The organism is Streptomyces sp. B6B3 (assembly GCF_039871525.1).
Classification (GTDB): domain Bacteria; phylum Actinomycetota; class Actinomycetes; order Streptomycetales; family Streptomycetaceae; genus Streptomyces.
Window position 1 is genome coordinate 41495 of record NZ_JBDPLU010000021.1, and the last position, 24852, is coordinate 66346.

The 24852-nt window shown below is 72.7% G+C and carries 12 protein-coding genes; 6 read left to right on the forward strand and 6 right to left on the reverse strand.

The window, feature by feature from the left end; translation table 11 throughout:
* Positions 1-82 precede the first annotated feature (82 nt).
* From ABGB06_RS31760 to ABGB06_RS31770, 3 genes are read left to right on the forward strand one after another with little or no spacing between them, the layout of a single operon-like run.
* The gene (locus tag ABGB06_RS31760; RefSeq protein ID WP_347596209.1) at positions 83-5224 is read left to right on the forward strand and encodes an amino acid adenylation domain-containing protein; all 5142 of its coding nucleotides are present in this window, start codon (positions 83-85) and stop codon (positions 5222-5224) included.
* A gap of 36 nt (positions 5225-5260) precedes the next feature.
* Entirely contained in the window at positions 5261-5554 is a 294-nt protein-coding gene (locus ABGB06_RS31765; protein WP_347596212.1) for a phosphopantetheine-binding protein, read from the forward strand.
* On the forward strand, positions 5551-6894 hold the full coding sequence (locus ABGB06_RS31770) for an NAD(P)/FAD-dependent oxidoreductase (protein ID WP_347596215.1): 1344 nt from the start codon (positions 5551-5553) through the stop codon (positions 6892-6894). The genes ABGB06_RS31765 and ABGB06_RS31770 overlap by 4 nt, the downstream gene beginning before the upstream one ends.
* 53 nt (positions 6895-6947) lie before the next feature.
* On the opposite strand, the gene ABGB06_RS31775 is transcribed toward ABGB06_RS31770, so the two are convergent.
* The 5 genes from ABGB06_RS31775 to ABGB06_RS31795 all read right to left on the reverse strand — a co-directional run bounded on the left by ABGB06_RS31775 (position 6948) and on the right by ABGB06_RS31795 (position 20131).
* Positions 6948-7460: a flavin reductase family protein gene (locus tag ABGB06_RS31775; RefSeq protein WP_347596218.1), complete on the reverse strand. Its 513-nt coding sequence runs from the start codon at positions 7458-7460 to the stop codon at positions 6948-6950.
* A gap of 84 nt (positions 7461-7544) precedes the next feature.
* Positions 7545-9095: a tryptophan halogenase family protein gene (locus ABGB06_RS31780; protein WP_347596221.1), complete on the reverse strand. Its 1551-nt coding sequence runs from the start codon at positions 9093-9095 to the stop codon at positions 7545-7547.
* A gap of 32 nt (positions 9096-9127) precedes the next feature.
* Positions 9128-14470, reverse strand: coding sequence for a type I polyketide synthase (locus ABGB06_RS31785; RefSeq protein WP_347596224.1), 5343 nt, complete (start codon positions 14468-14470; stop codon positions 9128-9130).
* Between the two features lie 20 nt (positions 14471-14490).
* Positions 14491-15555: a ketoacyl-ACP synthase III family protein gene (locus ABGB06_RS31790; protein WP_347596227.1), complete on the reverse strand. Its 1065-nt coding sequence runs from the start codon at positions 15553-15555 to the stop codon at positions 14491-14493.
* Between the two features lie 55 nt (positions 15556-15610).
* Positions 15611-20131, reverse strand: a complete 4521-nt coding sequence (locus ABGB06_RS31795; protein ID WP_347596230.1) for an amino acid adenylation domain-containing protein — start codon at positions 20129-20131, stop codon at positions 15611-15613.
* Positions 20132-20336: 205 nt separating this feature from the next.
* Between ABGB06_RS31795 and ABGB06_RS31800 the strand changes: the two genes are divergently transcribed.
* Genes ABGB06_RS31800 through sbnB form a run of 3 tightly spaced genes read left to right on the forward strand, consistent with a single transcriptional unit; the run spans position 20337 to position 23744 of the window.
* On the forward strand, positions 20337-21278 hold the full coding sequence (locus tag ABGB06_RS31800) for a TauD/TfdA family dioxygenase (RefSeq protein WP_347596233.1): 942 nt from the start codon (positions 20337-20339) through the stop codon (positions 21276-21278).
* A 22-nt stretch (positions 21279-21300) separates the two neighbouring features.
* The gene (locus tag ABGB06_RS31805; RefSeq protein WP_347596236.1) at positions 21301-22671 is read left to right on the forward strand and encodes a cation:proton antiporter; all 1371 of its coding nucleotides are present in this window, start codon (positions 21301-21303) and stop codon (positions 22669-22671) included.
* Positions 22668-23744 carry a 2,3-diaminopropionate biosynthesis protein SbnB gene (gene sbnB, locus ABGB06_RS31810; protein WP_347596239.1) on the forward strand — a complete coding sequence of 359 codons (1077 nt, stop codon included), beginning with the start codon at positions 22668-22670 and terminating at the stop codon, positions 23742-23744. The genes ABGB06_RS31805 and sbnB overlap by 4 nt, the downstream gene beginning before the upstream one ends.
* Here sbnB and ABGB06_RS31815 read toward each other — a convergent pair.
* Entirely contained in the window at positions 23732-24316 is a 585-nt protein-coding gene (locus ABGB06_RS31815) for an AfsR/SARP family transcriptional regulator (protein WP_347596242.1), read from the reverse strand. The two genes, sbnB and ABGB06_RS31815, sit on opposite strands and share 13 nt — an antisense overlap.
* Between the last annotated feature and the right edge of the window lie 536 nt (positions 24317-24852).

Consider the following 24852-nt stretch of genomic DNA (forward strand, 5'->3'; position numbering starts at 1 on the left):
ACGGGATGGTCCGGGCACGCCCCGACCGGACACCGTGACGGCCCGGGCCCGACACAGCACCGTTACCCACTGGGGAGAGTCCATGAATCACCGCCCGGATCCGCACGTGACGGAGCCGCTGCACACGCGGATCGCCCGCCGGTCCGCGGAGTCCGCCGACGCCCTCGCCGTCGTCGCGGACGACCGCGTCCTGACCTACGGCGAGCTGGACCGCGCCGCGGGACGACTGGCCCGCCTGCTGGTCCGGGCCGGGGCGGGACCGCAGGCACCGGTCGGCATCCTGCTGCACCGCGGCGCGCACCTGGCCGTCGCGCTGCTCGCCGTGTGGCGCGCGGGCGCTGCCTACACGCCGCTCGATCCCGGCCATCCCCAGGCCCGGACCGCGGCGCTACTCGCGGACACCGCCGCCACCGTGGTGATCGCCGAACCGGACCTGGCCCACCGCGCCACGGCCCAGGGGGCGCGGACCGTGCCGCTGGACCCCGCCCTCACGGCCCTCGACGGCCTGCCGGACGACGCTGCCGGGGACGACGGCGACGTCGTCCCGGCGCCCGACGTGTCCGCCGCCCATGCCGCGTACGTGCTGTACACCTCGGGATCCACCGGCGCGCCCAAGGGCGTCGTCGTCGCCCACGGTGGCCTGGCCAACCAGGTGGACTGGCGGGCGCGCACCCACCGGCTCGGCCCGGGCGACCGGGTTCTGCACAAGACGCCGCTGACCTTCGACGCCGCCGGCTGGGAGATCTTCGCCCCGCTGCTGGCCGGCGGCACCGTGGTCATGGCGCCGCCGGGCGCCGAACGGGACCCCGCCCAACTGGTCCGCACGGTCGAGCGGCACGGGGTCACCGTGCTCCAGGTCGTTCCCTCGCTGCTGCGGCTGCTCGCCGACGAGCCTGGCTGGGAGCGCTGCACCGCGCTCCGGCTGCTCTCCTCCGGCGGCGAGCAGCTGCACGCCGAGGTCGTCCAGCGTCTCCTGCGCCGGCTGGCGGACAGCCCGGTCGAGGTCGAGGTGTGGAACACCTACGGACCCACCGAGTGCAGCAACGAGGTCACGGGGCACCGCTTCGACCCCATCCAGCGCACCGGGCCCGTCCCCATCGGCGCCCCCCTCGACGGCATCCGCCTGGTCGTCGCCGGGCCCGATCTCCGCCCCGTGGCCGCCGGCGACCGCGGCGAGCTGTACCTCGGCGGCGTCGGCCTGGCCCACGGCTACCTCGGCCGGCCGGACCTCACCGCGGAGCGCTTCCTGCCCGACCCGGAGGGGCCGGCCGGGGCACGGCTGTACCGGACGGGCGACCTCGTGCGGCAGCGTGCGGACGGCGCCCTGGAGTACGTCGGGCGGACCGACCACCAGGTCAAGGTCAACGGGGTGCGGATCGAGCCCGGCGAGGTGGAGACCGCGCTGGCGGGCCATCCGGCGGTCCGGGAGGCGGCGGTCACCTCGTACCGCACGCCTGACGGCTCCGTCCGGCTCGCCGCGTACCTCGTCGCCAGGACCGGCGAGGCCGTCCCGGCCTCCCAGGAACTGCGCGCCTTCCTCGGGGAGCGCCTGCCCGAGTACTGTCTCCCGGCTGTCTACGTCGAGTTGACGTCCTTTCCGAGGACGCCGAGCGGGAAGCTGGACCGGCTGGCCCTGCCCGAGCCCGACGTGGCGGGCGATCCGCAGGCGGCGCCCGACACCGAGGTCGAGCACCTGCTCGTGACCCTGTGGCGGGAGCTGCTGGGAACCGAAGCCGTCGGCGTCCACGACGACTTCTTCCGGCTCGGCGGTAGCTCCCTCCAGCTCACCCGTCTCGCGAACCGGCTCCGCACCGCGACCGGCCGGGACGTCCCCCTGCACCGGCTGCTGCGCGCCACCACCGTCGCGGCACAGGCCCGTCTGGTCACCGAGTACCAGACCGTTGACGAGACCCGGGGGGCGGCCGAGTTGAGTGCCGGCGCCCCCGGCACCGGGGTGGTGCGCCTCGTGGACGGCACCGGGGTGGGCCTGCCGCTGTCGCTCGGACAGCGGCGGCTGTGGCTGCTGGAACGGATCGACCCGGGCGGCCGCGAGTGGGTGACCGGCCTGTTCCTGCGGGTCCCCGCCGCCGACGGCGAGGACCTGGTGCGGCGGGCCCTGGACCTGCTCAGGGACCGGCACGAGACGCTCCGCACCCGTTTCGTGCCCGGCGGCGGACCCGACGGCGAACCGCTGCAGGTCATCGACCCGCCCGCCCCGATGCCGCTGCGCACGGTCATCGTCCCGGCGTCCGAGACCGGCGCGGAGGTGGAGCGGGACGCGACCGAGGGCTTCGACCTGGAGCGTGGTCCGCTGGTCCGCGCGCTGCTCGTCGAGCCGGCCGACGCCGCCGGAGCGGCCCCCGACCGGACCCTCGTCCTGCTGATGCACCACATCGTCAGCGACGGCTGGTCCGCGACCGTGCTGCGCCGGGAGTTCCACGCCATCCTCGACGCGCTGCGCGACGGGCTGCCGCCGGACCTGCCGGAGCTGCCCGTCCGCTACGCCGACTACGCCGTCTGGCAACGGGAGCGGCTCAGCGAGGAGGTGATCGCCGGCGAACTCGACCACTGGAAGACGGTGCTCGACGGCGCCGCCCCGCTGGCCCTGCGGGCCGACCACACCCGGCCGTCGGCCCGTGACGCACGCGGGTCGGTCGTGACGTTCACCGTGCCGGCCCCGCTGGCGGACACGCTGGTCCTCCTCGGCAAGCGCGGCGAGGCGACCCCGTTCACGGTGCTGCTCACCGCGTTCGGCACGCTGCTCGCCCGCTACACCGCGCAGTGGGACGTGGTGATCGGCACCCCGGTCGCCGGCCGGGAACGCCCGGAACTGGAGAACCTCGTCGGGTTCTTCCTCAACAGCCTGGTGCTGCGCTGCCGGCTGGCGGGCTCGCTCACCTTCGAGCAGGCGACGGAGCGGGTGCGGGACGTCTGCCGTGAGGCGTTCGCCCACCAGGAGCTGCCCTTCGAGACGCTGGTGGCCGAACTCGCGCCGGAACGCGACCTGTCCCGCACCCCCCTCTACCAGGTGGCGTTCGACTACCACGACGAGGAACTCGGCGGCTCGGCGGCCGACGCGGAGCACCTGGACACCGTGGTCGAGGTGTCGACCGTCGCGAAGACCGACCTCACCCTCTACATGCGCCGACAGCCCGACGGCACGCTCGTCGGCGCCCTGGAGTACGCCACCTCGCTCTTCGAACGCGGCACCGTGGAACGGCTCGCGGAGCACTTCCAGCAGCTGCTGGCCTCCGTGGCCGCCGAACCCGGCGCCCGCCTCGACACCCTGAACCTGCTGCCCGACGAGGAACGGGGTGCCCTGGCGCGCTGGAACCACGGGCCGGCGGCCGAGGTGACGCGCTCCGTCCCGGCGTCGTTCGCGGCCCGCGCGGCGGCGGTGCCGGACGCGCCGGCCCTGGTCACCGCCGACGAGACGGTCACCTTCGCCGCGCTGGAGGAGAACTCGAACCGGCTGGCCCGGCTGCTGCGCGGGCACGGCGTGGGCCCCGAGTCGGTGGTCGGCGTGCTGCTCGACCGGGACGTGGACCTGCCGACCGCGCTGCTCGCGGTGTGGAAGGCCGGCGGCGCCTACCTGCCGCTGGACCCGTCGGCCCCGGAGCGACGCGTCGGCGACGTGCTCGCGGACGCGGGGGCGAAGGTCCTGATCACCCGCGGCGGCCACCGAGAACGGCTCGCCGCCCGCTTCGACGGGCGGTTCGTGGCCACGGACGACGACGCGGACCTGATCGCGGCACAGCTGGGCGACCCGCTGAGCCACCCCGCGCACCTCGACCCGGAGCGCGGGCACGATCTGGACCTGCTGGCGTACGTCATCTACACCTCCGGCTCCACGGGCCGGCCCAAGGGCGTGCAGGTCACCCACCGGGGACTGGCGAACCACGTCCGCTGGGCCGTCGATGAGCTGGCGTCCAGGGGCGCCGGCGGCGGCGCGGTGTTCTCGTCGGTCGCCTTCGACCTGGTGGTACCCAACCTCTGGGCGCCGCTGCTCGCCGGCCAGCCGATGCGGCTGCTGCCACAGGACCTGGACCTGAAGGACCTCGGACACCGGCTGGCGGGGGCCGCGCCGTTCTCCTTCCTGAAGCTGACTCCAGGACATCTGGACATCATCGCCGGACAGCTCGCCCCGGAGCGGCTGGCCGCCCTCGCGGAGGTGGTCGTGGTGGCGGGTGAGGCGCTGCCCCCGTCCCGGGCCGACCACTGGGCGACGGCGCTGGGCCCGGGACGGCTGGTCAACGAGTACGGGCCCACCGAGGCGTCCGTCGGCACCTGCGTCTTCCCGGTCACGGCCCCCGTGTCCGGGGAGTCCGTGCCCGTCGGACGGCCGTTGCCCGGAATGTCGACGCATGTGCTCGACGACCTGATGCGGCCCCTGCCGGTCGGGGTCGTCGGGGAGCTGTACGTCGGCGGGACGGGCGTGGCCCGGGGCTACGGCGGGCGTCCCGAGCGGACCGCGGCGAGCTTCGTGCCCGACCCGTACGGCCCACCGGGGGCGCGGCTGTACCGGACCGGAGACCTGGTGCGGATGCTGCCCGGCGGGAATCTGGACTTCGTCGGCCGGCGCGACGGCCAGGTGAAGATCCGCGGCTACCGGGTGGAGACGGGCGAGGTGAGCGGCGTGCTCGCCGCGCATCCCGCGGTCCGCGACGGCGTCGTGATCGTCGTGGACGACGCGGGCGGCAACGCGAGCCTGGCCGCCTACTGGGTGCCGGCCGAGGGCATCGGGGAGCCCGCGACGCTGCGGGACGAGCTGGTAGCCCACTGCGCCGAGCGCCTGCCCGACTACATGGTCCCCAGCACGTTCACGGCGATCCCGTCCGTGCCGCTGACCGCCAACGGCAAGCTCGACCGGGCGGCGCTGCCGCGCCGGTCCGACACCGCGACGGCCGAGGGCGTGGCACCGCGCGGCGTCATCGAGGAACGCGTCGCCGAGCTGTTCGAGGAACTCCTCGGGCAGCCGGTCGGCGCGGACAGCCACTTCTTCCGCAGCGGGGGCAACTCCATCCTCGGGATCCGGCTCGTCGCCGCCCTCCAACAGACCTTCGACATCGACTTCCCCACCCGCGCCCTGTTCCAGGACGCCACCGTGGCCGGACTGGCCCAGGTGGTCGAGGCGGAGATCCGGGCGGAGATCGGGCGGATGTCGCCGGAGGAACTGGCGGCCGAGGCACGGGAACTGGACGAGCAGCACGCGCCAGAGCAGTAAGGCCGGACAACGGCACCGCGTAGAAAGCGAAGAGGGATGACCGAAGACGACTATGTGTCCGTGCTCGTCAAGTTCATCGGCGAGGAGTTCCTTCCGGCCGACGCCGAGCAGCCGCTTGACGACAGCTACCCGCTGATGGAGTCGGGCCTGCTCGACTCGCTGCGGGTCGCGGTCCTGATGACCTGGATCCGCGACGAGCTGGGCCTGTACATCTCGCCGGCGCATCTCGACGTCGACCACTTCAGGGACGTCCGCACCATCGCCCGCATGCTCCACGAACTGTCCGCGCGGTCCGAGACCGAGTCCGAGGTCCAGGGAGAGACGGCATGACGACCGACTTCGACGTCGCGATCATCGGAGGTGGGCCCGCGGGCTCCACCATGGCCTCCTACCTGGCCAGAGCGGACCTGTCCGTCGTGGTCTTCGAGAGCGAGACCTTCCCCCGGCCGCACGTGGGGGAGTCGTTGGTGCCGGCGACCACACCCGTGCTGTACGAGATCGGGGCCCTGGACAAGATCGACGAGGCCGGGTTCCCGAAGAAGTACGGCGCCTCCTGGACGTCTGCCGAGTCGCGCGACATCCCCCGCCTCGGGTACTCCGGGCTCAGCCACGGCTGGACCGCCGACATCGCGTTTGTGGAACGCGACCAGCCGGGCGTCGACCGCGACTACACGTTCCACGTGGACCGGGGCCGGTTCGACGCCATCCTGCTGCGGCACGCCGCCGAACAGGGCGCCCAGGTGCTCACCGGCACCCGGGTGCTGAACGTCGACTTCGCCGACCCCGAGGCGGTGCGGCTGACCGTCCGGATGGCGGCGAAGGAGACGGACGTCACCGCGCGCATGGTGGTGGACGCCTCCGGCCGGCACACGCACCTCGGGCGGCAACTCAAGTTCAAGGTGTCCGACCCGGTGTTCGACCAGTACGCCGTCCACACCTGGTTCGAGGGCCTGGACCGGAACACGATGGCCCGTGAGGTCTCGCAGGCCGACCACATCTTCGTCCACTTCCTGCCCATCAAGGACACCTGGCTGTGGCAGATCCCGATCACCGACACGATCACCAGCCTTGGCGTGGTGACGCAGAAGAAGCGCTTCGCCGCGGCGGCTACCGACCGTGAGGGCTTCTTCTGGGAATTCGTCTCCAGCCGTCCCGAACTGGAGGAGGCGCTGCGGAGCGCCAAGCGCATCCGGGACTTCAAGGCCGAGGGCGACTACAGCTACGCCATGCGGCAGATCTGCGGCGACCGGTTCGTGCTCATCGGCGACGCGGCCCGCTTCGTGGACCCGATCTTCTCCAGCGGGGTGAGCGTCGCGCTCAACAGCGCCCGCATCGCCGCCCAGGACATCATCGCCGGGCACGAGGCCGGGGACTTCTCGAAGAAGCGGTTCGAGACGTACGAGACGAAGCTGCGGCGAGCGGTGCGGTACTGGTACGAGTTCATCTCCATCTACTACCGCCTGAACGTCCTGTTCACGGCGTTCGTGCAGGACCCGCGCTACCGCGTCGACGTCCTGAAGATGCTGCAGGGCGACGTCTACGACGGTGAGGAGCCCAAGGCGCTCGCGGCCATGCGGGAGGTCGTCAGGGAGGTGGAGAACAACCCCAACCACCTCTGGCACCCCTACCTGGGCACCCTCAAGGCACCCACGTCGGCGCCGGTCTTCTGACCGGTCGGCGCACGTGACGGGGCGCCCCCGGCCGATCGGCCGGGGGCGCCCCGTCAGTCTCGCCAGCGACGGAACTGCCGCAGCCCGTAGAGCAGCGGGACCCGCTCGCCCCGAGAGGTGACGCGGCGGACCACGCCGTAGACCGACACGTGGTCGCCGACGGGCTGGCCGAGCGACACCTCGCAGTCGGCCACGGTGTGGGCGTCCCGGGTCAGATGCGGCCCGGCCGCGTGCGCGTCCGTCTCCCAGGGGGTCCGTTCGAAACGGTAGGGATCACCGGAGGCGAACAGCTCCGCGGTGCCCCGGGCGTCCGCGTGCAGCAGGTTCACCACGAACCGGCCCGTGTCCAGCACCGCGTCCAGCGTGGGACTGCCCCGTCGCAGGCATACCATCAGCACCGGCGGGTCCAGCGAGACGCCGCACAGCGAGGAGCAGGTCATACCGCGCTGTCCGCCGCCGCGGTCCGTGGCGGCCACGACGGCCACCCCGGTCGGGAATCCGCTCATCAGCGTCCGGAAGTCGTCCGAGGTGACCTTGAGCGGGGTCGGGGTGGCCGGATCGGTCATCGCTCGCCTCTCTGTGAGGTTCGGGCGCCGGTGCGGGACCGGCCGTGGCGGGGTCCTTCCGCCCCGCCACGGCCGGTCTCGGCGTCAGCGCATCCGCGAGAAGTAGTCGTACGCCGTCGGCAGGGTTCCCATGACCTCCCGGGTCTTCTCCCGGATGGCCGCGAACTCCCGTTGGGCCGCCGTGGGGTCGGTGAGCGCGAGGGCCGGGGACGGCTTCAGCTCAAGTCCGCCGGTGCCGAGCATGATGCACATGTACGAATAGGGCGGCAGTCCGTGGTAGTAGGGGAAGATCGTCTCGCTGTTCGGCAGTTGGGTCGTCCACTGCTCTATGCGGCCCGCCAGCCCGTCGGGCACGGTCCGGGTCTTGGTGTCCCGCCAGTACTGGGTGTCGGACCGCTTCGCGCCCACGTAGTGCAGCACCAGGAACTCCCGCACGCCGTCCATGACATGGGCGACGGAGTCGTTGTACTGGTCGCGGTGCGCCGCGTCCCAGCCGGGGCCCGGGAAGTACCTGACGAGCTGTTCGATCGCGTGGTGGATGAAGAAGATGCCGGTCGACTCCAGCGGCTCCACGAACCCGCTGGCGAGCCCGACGGCCACGCAGTTGTTCACCCACGAGCGCCGGCTGCGGCCGATGCGCATCCGGATGTGGTTGGCCTCCACGTCCGCCGCGGCCGGGCCGACGAACTCCCGCAGCGTGCGCTCCGCCTCGTCCGGCTCGATGTAGTCGCGGGCGTAGACGTATCCGGTGCCGACCCGTCCCATGAGCGGGATGGTCCAGATCCACCCGGCGTCCTGCGCCGTGGCGGTGGTGCAGGGGCGGATGCCTCGCTTCTCCATGTCCATCGGGACCTGCAGGGCGACCGCGCTGTCGTTGGGCAGGGTGTCCTGGTAGGAGACGAACGGCTCGGCCAGCGCCTTGTTCAGCAGCAGCCCCTTGAAGCCGGTGCAGTCCACGAACACGTCACCGGTCAGGTCGCCGTGCTCGGCGGTGCGCACCGACGCGATCCAGCCGCGCTCGTCGAGGCTCACGTCCTGCACGTCGTCGATGATGTGCCGCACCCCGCGCTCCACCGAGTACGTCGTCAGGTACCTGGCGAGCAGCGAGGCCTCGAAGTGGTAGGCGTAGGGGAACTGCGTCTTGCCCTGGTGCTCGGACATCGTCAGCCCCTGCATCTCCTCCGCGGCCTCGTCGAAGGGCTGGTCGAGCAGAGTGCCGTCGAGCCGACGCGGGCTGAGGCCGGCGTCGATGACCGAGGCCATCACGAAGCAGTCCTTGTCGAACCGGTCGGAGGGGCCGTCCTGCAGCCACCAGTCGGCCAGCGGGAAGCCGTTGACCGAACGCATCTGCTCGAACGGGTGGTAGAAGTAGTGCCCTTTCTCGCGCCAGTTCTCGAACCGCACGGCCAGCTTGTACGTCGCGTTGCAGGCCGGCATCCAGTCCTTCTCCTTGAGACCGAGGAACTGGAAGAAGTGCCGGATGTCGCTGAACGTCGCCTCGCCCACGCCGATGGTGCCGACCCTGCCGGACTCCACCAGCGTGACGTCGACCCGGTCACCGAAGGCGGCCTTCAGGTACGACGCGGTCATCCACCCCGCCGTACCGCCTCCCACGATGACAACCTTGTTGAGCATGCCTGTCCCCAATCCTGTTGATGAGTGACCTGTCACGGCGACTCGGTGAGCAGCCGCGACATGTGCTCGCTGATGGCGGCGACCGTCGGCTCATGCCACAGCAGGGTGGAGGGCAGCTCGTACCCGTACCGCTTTTCGAGGCGCCGGCGGATGACGATCGTCATCACCGAGTCGAGTCCCTGCTCCACCAGCGAGCGGCGGACGTCGAGTGACGCCACCGGCATCCGCATCTCGTCGGAGATCTGCGCGGCGATCTCCTCCAGCAGGCGCGCCCCCGCCTCCTCCGGGGACAGTCCCGCGAAGGAATGGCCCCCCGGTGCGGAGGAGGCGGCCGGGTCGGCCGCGGGCTCGGCCGTGCCGAGCTCGTCCAGCAGCGGAAGCCGTCGTCCCCCGCCCTCCGGGGGAACCGTCCGCAGCACCGGGTAGCAGCCGGCGCCGCGGCGTGCCGCGTGGTCCCACGCCCCGAACGCCTCGTCCAGGGAGACGCTGGTGACCCCGCGTGCGCGCAGCTCCAGGTCGACGACCGCGTTGACCGCCATGCCCTGTCCGCGCCACGACGTCCACGCGAAGCTCGTCGCATCGCCCGACCCCGGGGCGGCCGCGGCGTTGCGGTGGTGCGCGAGCGCGTCGAGGAAGGCGTTGGCGGAGCCGTAACTGGCCTGCCCCGGGAGGCGCAGCAACTGGCCGCAGGAGGAGAAGAGCACGAAGAAGTCCACGCTCCCGGGCGGGAACAGCTCGTGCAGCACCCACGCGCCCTCGGCCTTGGGCCGCATCACGCCCCGCAGCGACGCCTCGTCGGTGCCCGGGACGAGCCGGTTGTCGAGGACGCCGGCGGCGTGCACGACGCCGGCGACGGGTGGCAGGCCAAGCGCGTCGGGCGTCAGCGCCCTGGCCGCCGCCAGGGGGTCGGCGACGTCCAGCGCCAGCACGCGCACGGTGACGCCGCTGGCCTCCAGCGCCTGGACGGCGGCGATCCGGTCGCGCGTCGCCGGGTCGGTGACGTCGCGCCACCCGGCACGCGGCGGGAGGCCCCGCCGTCCGGCCAGCACCAGCCGCCGGGCGCCCCGGTCGGCGAGCCAGCGGGCCACCTCCAGGCCCAGCGCCCCGAGACCCCCGGTGACCAGGTACGTGCCGTCCCCCCGACAGGCCACCGGCTCGAGCACCGCCTCCCGCCGCGTGGGCGTCAGCCGGGGCGTGTGGACGGCGCCGTCCCGGACGCTGATCACGTCCTCGTCGCCCGCGGCGCGGAGCACGTCGAGGAGCACGTCCAGGCACGCGTCGTCCACCGTCTCGGACCGGTCCGCCGGGGCGTCGGGCCCGGCGGCCGGGAGATCCACGATGCCGCCCCACAGCTCGCCGTGCTCGCCGGCGACGATCCGGCCCAGGCCCCACAGCGCCGAGTGGGAGAGCGCGGTGCGGTCGTCGCTCTCCCGCACGCCGCGGGTGAGCGCCCAGACCCGGGGGAGGGCCACGGCGTCCGGCCGGACCAACGTGCGCACGGTGTCCAGCAGCAGCCAGGCGTGGTCGGCGGCGGCCTCGGGCACCGCGCCACCCGGCGGGAGCGGCCCGGGCAACACCAGGACATCGGCGGACTCGCCGAGCGGGCGCAGGGCGTCCAGGTCGGCGGGGCCCGCCGCGCTCCGCACGTCCGCTCCCGCGGCGGTCAACCGCGTTCGCAGGGCGGTCACGAGGGGGTCGTCGACAGCGCCGACCAGCACGACGTCCTTGAGATGCCGTCCCGGCGCCTCGCTCGCCGCGAGGTCCAGCGGACGCCAGGTCACCTCGTGCACCAGGTCCCGTGGCTGCGCCGTCCCCACGGCGCCGTCGCCGATCGAGCCGTACCTGACGCCGGTCAGCGCCGCCAGCACCCGCCCGTCGGGGTCGGCGACCAGCACGTCGACCGCGTCGGCGTCCGGATCGTGGGTGACCTGGATGTCCGCCACGGCCGGTGGTGGGCCCCCGGTCCACACCCGGGACAGACCCGCCACCATGCGCAGCGTGGCCGGTCCCGGAAAGGCGGACGGGGCGATGGACAACGCGGCGTCGAACAGCGGGGCCCAGGTCGCGGGGGAGCGCTCGGGCTGGTCGGGGCGGACGCGGGCGCGCAGCACCGCGTCACCGCGCAGCAACCCCTCCACGGTCCAGTGGAATCCCATGGTCGGCACGCCGACCGAGGCCAGATGCCGTTGGATCTCCTCCGGATCGGCGGGGGCCTCGGCGCCGGACGGCGGGCGGAGCACGCCCGTCGGTGGGCCGTCGTCGCCCGGTTCGGTGGCGGTGGCGGCGGCGGTGGCGGTCGCGTGGGTCAGCCACGCGCCGTCGCCCTCCGCGGTCGCCTTCCCGGGTGGTTCGGCGGTGCGCGAGGAGAGGGCCAGGCCGGCGTCGTCCCGGACGACCTGGACCTCGCGCCGCTCGGCGACGGTGAGCGGCACCCGCAGCTGCACCCCGGACAGCGCCCGGCAGGTCGCGTCGTCGGCGCCGGCCGCGAGGAAGCTGGTGAGCAGCACGGCGGCCGGGACGATCTCCGTCCCGTTGATGGTGTGACTCCCCGGATAGGGGCGGTTCGCGTCCTCCAGGACAGTGCGCCACAGCCGCAGTGGTTTGCCGGAGACCGACACCCGGGCCCCGAGGAGGGTGTGCGCGGCCACGTCGTGGCCGCCGCCCTGGCCGGCCCCGGGCGGGACCGTCTCGCGCCAGTGCGGCCGCCGCTGCCACGCGGTCCGCGGCAGGGTGACCAGGGACCCGGTCGGGTGCAGGCGGGCCCAGTCCAGTTCGACGCCGGCCGTGTGCGCCGCCGCGAGAGCGGCCAGCAGCGTGGCCGGTTCCGGCTGGTCGCGGCGCAGCGTGGCGCCGGTGAACGCGTCGTCGACACCCGCCTCCGCGAGGGTCTCGCCCACGGAGTGGGTCACCACCGGATGGGCGGAGAGTTCCAGGAAACCGCGGTAGCCGTCCTCGACCGCCGCCCTGACCGCCGCCGCCAGCCGCACCGTGCCGCGCAGGTTGGTCGCCCAGTAGGCGCCGTCCGCGGCCGGCGTGGTCCGGGGGTCGTCGAGCGCGGTCGAGTACATCCGCACCGTCGGCTCGCGGTGCGTCAGATCGCTCGCACGGGCCGCGAGCTCGTCGACGAGCGGGTCCATCTGCGGGCTGTGGAAGGCGACGTCGGAGACCACCCGGCGCAGCTGCACGCCCTCGGCCTGCCACTCCTCGATGAGTCGCTCGACCGCGGCGACGCCGCCCGAGACCACCGTGGAGTGCGGGGAGGCGGCGATGGCGGGCACCACGTCCGCGCGTCCGGCCAGCCGTTCGGTGGTCTCCGCGAGCGACAGGGCCACCATCGCCATCGCGCCCCGGCCGGCCACGCGGCGCAGCAGCAGGGAGCGGCGGCAGATCAACCGGGCGCCGTCCGTGAGGGAGAGCGCGCCGGCCGCGACGGCCGCGGCGATCTCGCCGACGGAGTGGCCGATGACGGCGTCCGGTTCGACGCCGTACGAGCGCCACACCGCCGCCAGCCCTGTCTGCACCGCGAAGATCATGGTCTGTGCCCGGTCCACCGTCGGGAAGTCACCGTCGAGGAGCACCTGCCTGGGCGAGAAGCCGATCTCCTCCTGGAAGACGGGCTCCAGGGCGTCGATCACCTCGGCGAACGCCGGTTCCGTGGCCAGCAGGCCACGGCCCATGCCGACCCACTGCGAGCCGTGCCCCGAGAAGATCCACACCAGCCCCGCGCCCAGGCCGCCACCGGCCGATCCGCTCGCCGCCTCGCGGCTCCGCTCACCGCCGGCCACGATCCGTAGCCGGGTGATCAACTCCTCGTGGTTGCCCGCGACGACCGCCGCCCGGTCGCCGAGGTGCGACCGGCGCAGCGCCAGGGTGTGCCCGAGCGCGTCCAGGCCCACCTCCCGTCCGTCCCCGGACAGCCAGTCGGCGAGCCGGTCCGCCTGCTGCCGCAGGGCCGGGCCCGACCGGGCCGACAGGGGGAACAGCTGTGCGGAGGCGGCCGGTTCGGGTGATCCGGTGTCCGTCCCTGGCACGGGGTGGTGCGCCGGCGCCGGCGGCTGTTCCAGAATGACGTGGGCGATGGTGCCGCCGTAGCCGAAGCCGGAGACACCGGCGCGGCGGGGGTGGTCACGCTCCGGCCAGGGGGTGCGTTCGGTGACCACGCGCAGCCCGCTGTCCCAGTCGATCGCCGGGTTGCCCTCGGCGAAGTTGAGACTCGGCGGTATCTCCGCGTTGCCGAGCGCGAGGACGGCCTTGAGGAGGCTCACCACGCCGGCCCCGGCCTCCAGATGCCCGACGTTCGGCTTCACCGAGCCGAGCAGCAGCGGTTCCTCGGTGGTCCGGCCGGCCCCGTACACGGCGCTGAGCGCGCCCGCCTCCAGGGGGTCGCCCAGCCGGGTGCCCGTGCCGTGGGCCTCGACGTAGTCGATGGTGTCGGCCGGGACGCCCGAGCGGCGCAGCGTCTCCTCCAACAGCGCCCGCTGGGCCGCGCCGTTGGGCGCCATGATGCCGTTGGTGCGGCCGTCCTGGCTGACGTGGCTGCCCCGGATGACGGCCAGCACCCGGTCCCCGTCGCGCCGCGCGGCGGACAGTCGCTTCAGCACCAGGACTGCCCCGCCCTCGCCCCGGCCGTAGCCGTCGGCCTTGGCATCGAAGGGCTTGCAGCGGCCGTCGGGGGCGGTCGCGCCCGCCGACTCCAGGGTCAGGGACAGCCCGGGGGAGATGATCAGGTTGACGCCGCCGACCAGGGCGATCTCGCTCTCCCCGGCCCGCAGGCTCTGGCAGGCCAGATGCGCTGCCACCAGCGAGGCGGAGCACGCGGTGTCGATGGCCATGCTGGTGCCGTGCAGGTCGAAGGCGTACGAGATGCGGTTGGCCGCCGCGCACATGGCGCTGCCGATGCCGGTCCACGCCTCGATCCGCGGCAGGTCCTCCAGGAGCCGCCGCCCGTAGTCGTCCGACCCGATGCCGACGAAGACGCCGGTGTCTCCGCCGGCGATGCTGTGGGGCGGGATACCGGCGTGCTCGAGCGCCTCCCACACCACCTCCAGCAGCAGTCGCTGCTGCGGGTCCATCAGTTCCGCCTCACGGGGAGTCAGCCCGAAGAACGCGGCGTCGAACCCGGCGACGTCCCGGACGAACCCGCCGGGGATGTCGGCGCGACGCACCGCCCCGCCGTGCTCGGGCCCGAGGTCCCGGTAGGTCGCCCAGCGGTCCGGCGGCACCGGCCCGATGCCGTCGCGGCCGGAGACCAGCATGTCCCAGAACGCCTCGGGGGTGTCCGCGTCACCGGCGAGGCGGCAGCCCGCGCCGATCACCGCGACGGGTTCGGGCATCGTGGCACCGGCCTCGGTGTTCCTGGTGTCTCGCGTAGGCACGACGTGGCCTCCTCGCCTGTCTAGTTGAACCACGGAGCGGTGTGCAGAACGCGCACGACGGCGCACGAAAGGGTGACCCCGGGGCCCACGCCGAGCATCAGCAGGTGGTCCCCTGGCGTGAGTTCACCGGTCAGCAGCAGGTGGTCCAGGGAGACGATCTGGTCGCTCGCCCCCAGATGGCCGACGGTCCGGCCGAAGTCCCAGGTGGACTTCTCCATGGGGAGGCCGAGCGCCGCCATGCAGCGCTGCTCGACGATCTCCCGGGAATAGTTCATGTAGGCGACGCGGGTCAGGTCGCCCTTGCCGATGCCCGCCTCGGCCAGGGTGCGTTCGACCAGGTCCAGCGTTTTGACGTGCACGCTGACCAGGGCCCCGGTGCCGCTGCCCGCGGCGAGCGCGGCCTTCTTGTACTCGTCGTTGCGGGCCCGGAAGTCCAGCGGGCGCCCGGTGGTCGGCCCCGGCGGGAACAGCGGCTCGGTGCCGCGGTGCATCTGCTCGGCCTCCGAGACGGCGGCCGACCCGACCGCGAGCAGCCGCGCGAACGACGGCTCGGTGGTGAGCAGCAGCGCGCTGGCGGCGTCTCCGGCGACATAGCCGGGGCCCATGGTCCAGCGGTCCATCATCGGCGTGCCGAAGTTGTCGGCGGCCACCAGCAGGGCGACCGGCGGGCGCGCGTCGCCGTCGGCCGGCGCGGGCCGGCCGCGCAGGTGCGCGGCGGCGAGCTCCAGCGCGCCGAACATGCCGTTGCAGCCCTGCCGCACCTCGACCGCGAGCACGTCGTCGCCGACCAGGTGCCGCTGTAGGTAGTACTGCGGCTGCCAGCCGTCGGGCCCCTGGTGCCAGGAGTCGGCATAGAGCAGCAGGTCGGTCTCGTCGGGCCGGTGGCCGCAGCGCTTGTACGCCTGCTCGGCGGCGCGCAACGCCAGCTCGGGGGCCGGGACCTCGCCGGCGACGGCGGCGCCGCCCAACTCGTGCACCTCGGCCTCGAAGGCCGGGTAGCGGCCCTGCCGGACGGCGTCGTCGATGGTGACCGTGGGGGGCAGGTGGACCCCGATCCCCTTGATGTAGATGTCTGGCGTCCGCAAGGCCGCCTCGCCTCCTCGGGATGGAATGGCAACCTGTGCGCTGCCGCCGTGTGGTTCAGAGCCCGTCCGCGAACGTCGTCAGTGTCCGCACCAGCCGGGTGAGCAGCGCCCTCGCCTGCGCGCGGGAGAACGCGTCGGGCCGGTAGCCGAGCCGCAGCGTGAGGCCGCGGTCCGGCACGGCGGCCAGCCGCAGCGGGTAGTGGGTGCCGTCCTCGACGTCGAGGGCGGCCAGCCGGAGCCCTCCGGTGCCCGCCGCGCGCGCACGGTCGCCGAGCGGACGGTTGTCCAGGGAGTCGTTGACGAAGGTGATGGCCGTGTCGAACAGCTCGGGGGAGCCGTGCCCCGCCCCGGCGCCGGAGTCCACCTGGCGCCGGATGTCGGCCGGCGCCAGATGATGGTGCGGGACGAGCGCCACCTGCTCCTCCTGGAGCCGTGCCAGCGTCTCCGACGGCGGTTCGCCGGCGCGCAGCCGCAGCCGCGCGGGGACCGTGTTGCTGAGCAGCCCGACGATGCCCTCGACCCCGGGCAGCTCCGGCGGGCGCCCGGAGACCGAGGTGCCGAACAGGACGTCGTCGCGGCCCGTCATCTGCGTGAGCAACATGCCCCAGGCGCCGTGCACCGCGGTACTGAGGGTGAGGCCGTGCGCGCGCGTCGACGCCACGAGCGCGTCGGTGAGCTCCGTGCCGAGGTCCTGAGTGAGGTGCCGCTGTGGCTCCCGGGACGGCTCGGTGACGTCCGCGGCCACCAGCGTGGGCCCGGTGACCCCGCGCAGTGCCCGTGCCCACGCCTCGCGGGCCGCCGTGGTGTCCCGGGCGGACAGCCACCGCAGGTACGCGCGGTGTGGGGTGGCGGCCGGCAGGGCGGAGTCGTCGCGGCCGGCGTAGCACGTCATCAGCTCACGGACGAGGATCCGCGTCGACCAGCCGTCCCACAGGATGTGATGGGCCGTGACCAGCAGCCGGTGCCGGCCGTCGGCGAGTCTGAGCAGCAGGAACCTGACCAGCGGCGGGGCCGTCATGTCGAACCGGCGGCCGTGTTCCTCGGCCGCGAGTCGCGCCGCCTCGACCTCGCGGTCCCGCGGCGGCACCGCGGACAGGTCGCGTTCGGCCCACGGAGCGGTGAGCCCCTCGCAGATGACCTGGACCGGCCCGGTGGTCTCCTCGTGCCGGAAGGCGGCCCGCAGGGCGGGATGGCGCAGCAGCAGGTGGTCGGCGGCCCGCCGCAGGGTGGCCGGGTCGAGCGGCCCTTCGAGGTCAAGGCGGAGCTGCGCCGCGTAGGCGTCGACGCCCTGCCCGGTCACCATGCTGTGGAACAGCAGGCCCTCCTGGAGCGGGGTCAACGGCAGCACGTCCGACATGCCGGGGTAGGCGGCGGCCAACGCGTCGAGGTCCGCCGGCTCCAGCACGACCAGCGGCGATCCCACGGCGTCGGCGGCGTTCGCGGCGTCCCGGCCGGGGGGCGCCGCCGACCGGTCGTCGGTGGCCTCGGCGCGCGGCGCCAGTCCGGCGACCGTCGGATGCCGGAACACGTCGGTCACCGTCAGCCGCAGGCCCGCCTCGTGGGCTCGGGCGACGAGCTGGAGCGCGGTCACACTGTCGCCGCCCCGGTCGAAGAACGAGTCGTCCACTCCCACCCGGTCCAGTCCGAGCACCCCCGCGAACACCGCGCACAGCGACTCCTCCACGGCGTCGCGCGGCGGCCTCCTGCCCGAGTGGGCGGAGAGGTCGGGGGCGGGCAGGGCGCGGCGGTCCACCTTGCCGTTCGGCGTGACCGGCAGCGCGTCCAGCACGACCACCAGCGGAACCATGTGGTCGGGAAGTTGGCGGGCCGCGAAGCGCCGCAGCTCCTCGGGGTCGCACCCGGCACCGGCGGCCGGCGCCGCGTAGGCGACGAGCCGCCGGCGGCCGGGTTCGTCCTCCCGGACGACGACGACCGCGGCGGCGACGGATTCGTGGCCGGTCAGCACCGCCTCGATCTCCCCCGGCTCGATCCGGAAGCCGCGGATCTTGATCTGGTCGTCGTCGCGGCCGACGTACTCCAGCCGGCCGTCGGCCCGCCACCGCACCAGGTCGCCCGTGCGGTACATCCGCGAGCCGGGGGCTCCGAGGGGGCAGGGCACGAACCGCTCGGCCGTCCGCGCCGCCATGCCCAGATAGCCGCGCGCGACGCCGTCGCCCGCGACGCACAGTTCCCCGACCGCGCCGGGCAGCACCGGCGCGAGGCCCTCGTCCAGCACGTACACCCGCGTGTTGGCGACGGGCCCGCCGATGGACGGCGTGGCGGCGGCGTCGAGCGGCGGGCTCACCGTCGTCGTGACGGTCGCCTCGGTGACTCCGTACTCGTTGTACATCCGTCGTCCGGCGGCCCAGCGGCGCAGCACCTCGGGGGGCAGCACCTCGCCGCCGGTGATCAGGTCCTCCAGCCGCGGCAGGTCCTCCGCCGGGGTGCGGGCGAGGTAGACGGGCGGGATCGACGCCTTGGTGACGCCCTCCGCGCGCAGCAGTCCGGCCAGTTCCTCGCCCGTGAGGGTGCGCCCCTCGGGCACCAGCACCAGTCGGCCGCCGGCCAGCAGGGTCGGCCAGATGTCACCCATGGCCACGTCGAAGCTGAGGGAGACCAGTTGCAGCACCCGGCTGTCCGCGTCGAGCCCGTACCGCCGGACGGCGTCCTCGGCCAGGTTCCGCACCCCGCGGTGCTGCACCACCACGCCCTTGGGCGTGCCGGTGGACCCCGAGGTGTAGACGACGTACGCGGCACTGTCCGGGGCCGGGCCGGCCGGGGGGACCGCCGGGTGGCGGCCCGTGCCGGGCCGCGGACGCGTGCCGTCGAGGAGCAGCCGGGGCACGCCCGGCGGCAGCGACGGCTCGGCGTCCGCCGTGGTGAGCAGGCAGTTGGGCGCGGCGTCGTCGAGCGTGTGGGCGATGCGCCCGGCCGGGTACGCCAGGTCGAACGACAGGAAGGCGGCGCCCGCCTTCCACACGGCGAGCATGGCGACGACACTCTCCACCGACCGCGGCAGCGCCAGCGCGACCAGGTCCTCGGGGCCGACGCCCCGTTCGGCGAGCCGCCCGGCCAACTGGTCGGACCAGGCGTCGAGTTCCCCGTAGGTCAGGGTGGTGGTGCCGGAGACGACGGCGAGGCTTTCGGGGGCGACGGCCGCCCGGGTGCGGACGAGTCCGGGCAGCGTCTCGTCGTCCAGCGGCAGCGCGGTGGAGTTGGCCGCCACGAGGAACCGGCGCTGTTCCGCCGGCAGGAGCAGGTCGAGCGACGCCACCGGGGCGCCGGGAACGGACACCGCGGTCCGGAGGAACGCCGTGAGCCGTTCCTGGTGGGCCGCCAGGCTCTCCCGGTCGTGCAGGTCGGGATTGCCCTCCAGGACCAGCGACATGGCCTCCCCACCGGGCTCGGGACGGACCGTGACGGACAGGTCCAGGGCCGGTCCCGAGGCCAGGTTGTGGCTGGTGGCGGGGGCGTCCCCGAAGCGGAGCGCGCCCCCGTACGGCATCAGGTTGACGATGGGGCCGATCAGCGCGCCCGCCTCGTCGGCCAGTCCCAGGGCCCGCTGGATGTCCTCGAGACGGAACCGCTCGTGCCGCAGCGCGTCGGCGAGTTCCCGGGTCAGTTCCGGCACCAGACGCGCCAACCCGGCCGTGGGGGACACCCGCAGCCGCACCGGCACGGTGTTGGTCGCCATGCCGGGCACCTTGCGCGCCTCGGCGCTGCGCCGTCCGGTCACCGGGACGCCGAGGACCAGGTCCCGGCGGCCGGTGGCCCGGTGCAGGTAGGCGCCGATCACCGTCATCATCAGGATCTGCCAGGTGGTGCCCACGGTGGCGGCGGTCTTCTGCAGCCGTTCGAAGTCGTTCCCGGACAGCGTGCTGGTCAGCCGCAGCCGCAGCGACCCGTCCGGCGGACCGGCCCTCCCGTCCTGCCGCCCAGGGACCCGCGGCGGCTCCGGCAGATCGTCGAGGCGCCGCACCCAGTGGTCGCGGTCCGCCAGGAATCCCGGCGAGTCACGGTAGGCGGCCTCCTCGGCCAGCAGCGCGGACAACGGGCCGAACGCCGGGGTGACATCCTGTTCCCCGTCGGCCAGCTCCGAATAGATCTCGGCGAGTCGCTGGCCGAGAAGATGGACGCCGTAGCCGTCGACGACGACATGGTGAATTCGGTAGTAGAAGAGGAATCGCGACGCGGAGACCTGGTACAGCGCGAAGGCGGAAAGCGGCCCGGCCGCCAGATCGACCGGCGTCGTGACGTCCTCACGCATCAGCCGCAGCGCCCGCCCGACCGGATCGTCGAAAGGCGTGCAGTCGACCAGGTCGAGATGGGCCCCGTGGTCGGGTACGAGCGCCTGCCACAATCCGTCGTTCTGGACCACGTGCCGGACGCGCAGCACGTCCGCCTCGTCCCGCAGCAGCGACCAGGCGGCCCGGAACCGACTGACGTCGACGGGTCCCTCGATGTCGATGTACTCGGCGCAGGTGTACTTCTGTCCGGACGGGTCCATCTGATGGGCGAACCACACCCCTTGTTGTCCGGCGGACAAAGGCAGCAGTTCCGCGTCCCCTTCGGCCATTCCGACTCCGTAGCTCGCGTGTCCCAGCACGGTGGCGGCCACGATGGATACCGGGGCTATAGCCGGCCTATACGGTGGCTGTTCCGCCTCGTATCCCACGGGCGCCGGAACGCGGCTCGTAGCCCGGATAGCGAAGAAATATAGACGGCGTCCCCACCATGGGGCTTTGCCGAGTCAGGGCTCGAGGTCAGCCGAAGGAGACCCCATGGGACACCATTCCGACTGGAGGCCGCTCGTCGTGACTCCAGCCGAAATCGGGACGAAAGCCTCGGCGGACGCCCTGATCGGTCATCTGGGTGATCTCGACACCCTGGGCGACCTGCTGGTCCGCGAGAAGGCCATCGTCTTCCGCGGTTTCGAGGTCACCCCGGACCGGCTGGACGAGGTGATGGACCTGCTGCTGCCTAACCGGCTGGCGTACGTCCACGGCAACTCGCCCCGCACCAAGGTCGGCCGCAACGTCTACACCTCGACCGAGTACCCGCCCGAGTACACCATCTCGATGCACAACGAGCTGAGCTACGCCCAGACGTGGCCGGCCCGGCTGCTCTTCTTCTGCGAACTGGCCGCCGAGACGGGCGGCGCGACGCCCGTCGTGGACGGCGAACGCTGGCTCGCGGCCCTCGATCCCGAGGTGCGGGAGAGCTTCGCGGGCGGCGTGCGCTACACGCAGAACCTGCACGGCGGCGCGGGCTTCGGCAAGTCCTGGCAGGACACCTTCGAGACCAGTTCCCGCGAGGAGGTGGAGGCCCTGCTCGGCACCACCGACGCGGAGCACGAGTGGACAGGGGAGGGCGGACTCCGGGTGCGTCAGGTGCGGCCCGCGACGGCCCGGCATCCCGTGACCGGTGCCGAGGTCTGGTTCAACCAGGCCGACCAGTGGCACCCCGCCGGACTGGGCGACGACACCGCGACCGCACTCCACCGCGTCCTGAGCGAGGAGGACCTGCCCCAGTCGGTGACCTTCGCCGACGGCTCGCCCATCCCGCCGGAGTACGTCACGCAGATTCGGGACCGGGGCCTGGACGCCGCCGTCGACGTCGACTGGCGGGCCGGTGACCTGCTGCTCATCGACAACATGCTGGTCGGTCACGGACGCCGGTCCTTCACCGGCCGGCGCCGGGTTCTCGTCGCCATGTCCGACTAGTCACCTTCGAGGAGCGACCGTGATGACGGCGGCGGGGCCGGTGCCCCCCATGGGCGAGCATGTGCTCCTCCTGTTTCTCGTGCAGGTCGGCCTGCTGCTCCTGGTCGCCGTGGCACTGGGACGGTTGGCGGTGCGGCTGTCGCTGCCGCCGATCGTCGGCGAGCTGCTGACCGGCGTGCTCCTCGGCCCCTCGGTGCTCGGGAACACCCTGCCCGGACTGTCCGAGTCGCTCTTCCCCCCGACGGCCGAGCAGATGCATCTCCTCGACGCCTTCGGCCAGATCGGCGTCCTGCTGCTGGTCGGCGTCACCGGCATGCAGATGGACACCGGGCTGATCCGCCGACGGGCGTCGGTGGCGGCGCGGATCAGCCTGCCCGGCTTCGTTTTCCCGCTCGGGCTCGGCGTCGCCGCGGGCTGTCTGCTGCCCGCGTCGCTGCTCGTGGACCCGGACGAGCGCATGGTCTTCGCCGCGTTCCTGGGCGTCGCGTTGTGCGTCACGGCGCTCCCGGTCATAGCCAAGACGCTGATGGACCTCGGGCTGCTGCACCGCAACGTGGGCCAACTCGTCCTCATGTCGGGGACGGTGGACGACATCCTGGGCTGGGTCGGCCTCTCCGTCGTCACCGCGATGGCCACGACGGGGCTGCGGCTGGGCAACCTGGTCTGGTTGGTCGGCTCGCTGCTGCTCTTCCTCGTCGGAGTGGCCGTGCTCGGCCGGCCGCTGGTGTGTCGTTCCCTCCGGTTCACGGTGCGGTCCGCCGAGCCGGGGGTGACCCTCGCCGCGGTGGTGGTGACGATGCTCGCGTTCAGCGCGACGACCCACGCCCTGGGCTTCGAGGCGGTCTTCGGGGCGCTGGTGGCCGGAATGTTGATCCGCGGGGCGGGCACCGACGTACTCGCCCGGCTGGCGCCGCTGCGCACGTTCGTCGTGGCGGTCCTGGCGCCGATGTTCTTCGCGGCGGCGGGCCTGCGGATGGACCTGACCGCGCTCGCCGACCCGACGGTGGCGGCGGTGGGGCTGGCGCTGCTGCTGGTCGCCGTGGTGGGCAAGTTCGCGGGCGCCTTCGTCGGCGCCTGGACCTGCGGCCTCAGCCGCTGGGAGGCGGTCGCGCTCGGCGCCGGTATGAACGCGCGCGGGGTCGTCCAGGTGATCGTGGCGATGGTCGGGCTGCGCACAGGCGTGCTGAACACCGAGATGTACACCGTCATCCTGCTCATCGCGGTGGCGACGTCCCTGATGGCGGCGCCGATCCTGCGCACGGCCGCCGAGCGGATCGAGGTGACCAGCGAGGAGACACTGCGCGGCTCCGAGTTCGAGTCCGTCCTGCGACACGGGGACCTCAGAGCCGCGGAACAGACATCGTCACGACCCCAGGAAGGCATCAGCTCATGAGCCACGTGTCCGCCCCGTCCGCCGCCTCGTCCGCCGATCCGTCCGCGTTCCCGCCGCCCTTCGGCGTCATCCCGGGCGCCCAGGTGCGCCAGGTGACCAGCGGGCGGGAGCGTGAGGTCATCCGGATCGTCGAGGACGCCTATCGACTGCACGGAACCGGCCAGACGCGGAACCCTGACTCGTACTTCCTGACCTTTCCCGACCGCCCGTCCTCGCGGATCATCGCCCTCCCGGCCTCGGTCGGCGGCGACGTGGACGTGGACGGGATCAAATGGATCTCCAGCTTTCCGGACAACGTCGCCCGGGGCGTGCCGCGGGCCTCGGCGGTGCTGATACTCAACGACACCCGCACCGGCTACCCGTTCGCGTGCCTGGAGAGCTCGATCATCAGCGCCGCGCGGACCGCGGCGTCGGCGGCGCTGGCCGCCGTCGAGCTGAGCAGGGCACGCGGCGCCCGCCCGACCCGGGTCGGCTTCTTCGGCACCGGGCTCATCGCCCGGTTCATCCACACGTATCTCGTCGGAGTCGGGCTGGAATTCGAGGCGGTGGGCATTCACGACCACGCGGACGAGCACGCCAAGGGATTTCGCGCCTATCTGGAGAGGTCACCGGAGAAGGGCCGCATCACCGTCCACGCCACCCCCGAGGACCTCGTGCGCTCCTCTGATCTGGTGGTGTTCGCCACCACCGCGGGGCAGCCGCACGTGACCGACCCGGGCTGGTTCGATCATCACCCGCTGGTGCTGCACATCTCCCTGCGGGACCTGTCGACGGACGTCGTGCTGGCATCGCACAACATCACCGACGACACCGAGCACTGCATGAAGGCCGCCACGTCGCTGCACCTGACGGAACAGCGCGTCGGCGACCGTTCGTTCGTGGCCGGCACCCTGTTCGACGTGCTGACGGACCAGGTGGGTTGCCCGGCCGACCGGACGGTGGTCTTCTCGCCGTTCGGCCTGGGAGTGCTCGACCTGGCCGTCGGCATGTTCGTCCACCGGGAAGTGGTCAGGGACGGCGCGCTGCACACCGTCCCTGACTTCTTCAGTGAACTCGATCGTTACGGTGTGTAGTCGCCCGTCGTCACGAGGAACGGCGTCGGATACTGATGGGAGAGGTCGTCGGAGGTGTCGCTGTCCATCGGTGCCAGGGACGTCTCGCTTGCGGAGTCGCCCATCCTGCCGGTGAGAATCGCCTGATAGGTGCGTTGCAGCGCCGCTCCGGGGTCGACCCCGAGTTCCTCAGCGAGCCGCTGCCGACCCTCGTGGAACACGGCGAAGGCGTCCGCCTGCCGGTCGCTCGCGTACAGCGCCATCATGAGCTGGGCGCGCAGCCGCTCTCGCAGGGGATAGGCCTGGACCAGGCCAACCAGTTCCTTGGTGAGCTGGGCGTGTTGGCCGAGCGCTAGATTCGCGGAGATCCGGCACTCCAGGGTCTCCATGTACGCCTCGTCGATGCTCGGTCTCTCGGTCTCCGCGAGGTACTCGGTCACATCGGTGAGGGCAGGGCCGCGCCAGAGCGCGAGGGCGGCCCGCAGTCGATGCTCGGCCTGGACGTACTGCCCTACTCGTAAATGGCCCTGGCCGGAACGCGACAGCGCGCAGAAGTCCCCGTAGTCGAAACGTCCCGAGATGACGCGCATCATGTAGCCGGGTCCCCTGCGGACGATCTCGGCGTGGCCCTCAAGGCGCTGCCGGAGTCGTGATGCGTGAGTGTATATCTGTGCCTGATAGGTACCCGGCGGTCTCTTTCCCCAGAGCGCTTCACCCAGGCGATAGTCCGGTAACACGCGTTCGCCGGCCAGTAGCAGAGTCGCAAGCATGGTGCGTTGCTTCGTGCCATTAAGTGGAATCTCCTTACCCTCCGACCACAGCCCGACTGGGCCGAGAATTCGGAACTCCATCAGACGGACTCCTCCTCGACTTGATCTCTCGCGGAAGCAAACGGCTGGAGCCTGTGCAGAATAAGCAACGGTCGGGAGGAGAAGTGATGGAACGGCGTGATGAAAGGCGATGATGTGATATGTCCCTCTCACGCTTAGTGCCCCCCGTGGCCCAGAGCTCTCGTTAAGCTCAGCGACAGTCGATTTTGCGACAGCCTCGGTGGGAGAGTAGGCGCGGCTCAACGAGGGAGTCAAGTGTTCTAACAGCGAAGTCCTGCGGGATGCATAGTGAGTGCCAC